The sequence below is a fragment of the Brevundimonas sp. genome, from assembly GCF_004210735.1.
Classification (GTDB): domain Bacteria; phylum Pseudomonadota; class Alphaproteobacteria; order Caulobacterales; family Caulobacteraceae; genus Brevundimonas.
In genome coordinates, this window is the sequence record NZ_SDZL01000128.1 from 1 (window position 1) to 1,601 (window position 1,601).

2 protein-coding genes are annotated in these 1,601 nt (G+C 65.6%); both read left to right on the forward strand.

The window, feature by feature from the left end:
* A partial coding sequence (miaA, locus tag EON91_RS14380; protein WP_292096080.1) for a tRNA (adenosine(37)-N6)-dimethylallyltransferase MiaA occupies positions 1 to 879 on the forward strand: 879 nt, incomplete at its 5' end.
* Between the two features lie 270 nt (positions 880 to 1,149).
* Positions 1,150 to 1,601: thiamine pyrophosphate-binding protein (locus EON91_RS14385; protein WP_292096082.1), on the forward strand; the 452-nt coding region annotated here is incomplete at its 3' end.

Sequence of the window (1,601 nt, forward strand, 5' to 3'; positions counted from 1 at the left end):
GCAATCGCGCTCGCCAAACGGCTCGATGGCGAGATCATCAATGCCGACGCGATGCAGGTCTATGCCGATCTCGATATCCTGACCGCGCGTCCGGATGCCGAGGAGAAGGCGGCAGCGCCCCACCATCTGTTCGGCCATGTCGATGCCGCCACCCGCTATTCCGCCGGCTTCTGGTCGAAGGAAGCCGCCGCCAAGATCGCCGAGCTGCAAGTGCAGGGGAAAGTCCCCATCATCGTCGGCGGCACCGGGCTTTATCTGATGGCCCTCACCGACGGCCTGTCCGAGATTCCGCCCATTCCCGAAGCCGCCCGCCGCGAAGCCCGCGACCGCGTCGCCGGGGATCAGCCCGCTGCCTATGCAGACCTGATCGCGCGCGATCCTGCCGCGAAGGACCGTATCGACAGCCAGGATAAGCAGCGCACCGCCCGCGCCCTCGAAGTGCTGATCGCCACCGGCCGCCCGATCTCGTCTTTCCATGGCGAGCAGTCGCCCGTGCTCAAACCCGGCGGCTGGGTGGGCGCTGCCCTGACGCCGCCACGCGAAGACCTCTACGCCCGCATCGACGCCCGCGTGGATATCATGATGAAGCAGGGCGCCCTGGAAGAGGCCCGCCGCCTCTGGCAGCGCAAGCTCGACCCCGAACTCCCCGCCATGCGCGCCCATGGCATGCCGGGCTTCGTCGACCATTTCGACGGCCGGATCTCTCTCGCTGATGCGCTGGAACGCTGCAAACGCGACACCCGCCGCTATGCCAAGCGCCAGATGACCTGGATCGCCCACCAGTTCACCCTCTGGCCCCGCATCCCCTCCATGGCGGTCGAAATCCGCACTCGCGTCATGGCCGACCTCCACGCCGAAGCCCAGAACAGGGCCGAATAAACCCGGATTTTTGGCCCCTGGGTCAATTCTACCCCGCCAGACTGGATTGACGCTGCGCCTTTGAAACGGTAATGGCGTTTTCATAGTGTTTTTGGGAGAAAAGCCCGTGTCCGGCAGCCGTCAGGCCCTCGTACTCGTAATTAGCTCGCCGCCGGCCTGGTAACGCACCAGGCTGAACGGCGAGACGCATGTGAAGGGCCCGAGTGGCCCTTTTTCTTTACCCAAAACCAGACTCTGACTCGGACGCGCGAAATGGACGGAAACAGCAAGATGCAAGCGCAGGCCCCCAAGACCGGTGAAAGCGAACAGCTGACGGGCGCAGAGATCGTCCTCCGCGCGCTTGCGGACCAGGGCGTCGACACGATCTTCGGCTATCCGGGCGGCGCCGTCCTTCCGATCTATGACGCCATCTATGCCCAGCAGCAGGTCCGCCACATCCTGGTGCGGCACGAGCAGGGCGCTGGCCACATGGCAGAGGGCTATGCCCGCTCCACCGGCAAGTGCGGCGTCGCGCTGGCGACCTCGGGTCCCGGCGCCACCAACATGGTGACCCCGCTGGCGGACGCGCTGATGGATTCGATCCCCATGGTCGTCTTCACCGGCCAGGTCCCCGCCCACCTCATCGGCTCGGACGCCTTCCAGGAAGCCGACACGGTCGGCATCACCCGCTCCTGCACCAAGCACAACTATCTGGTGCGCGACGTCAACGACCTCGCGCGCGT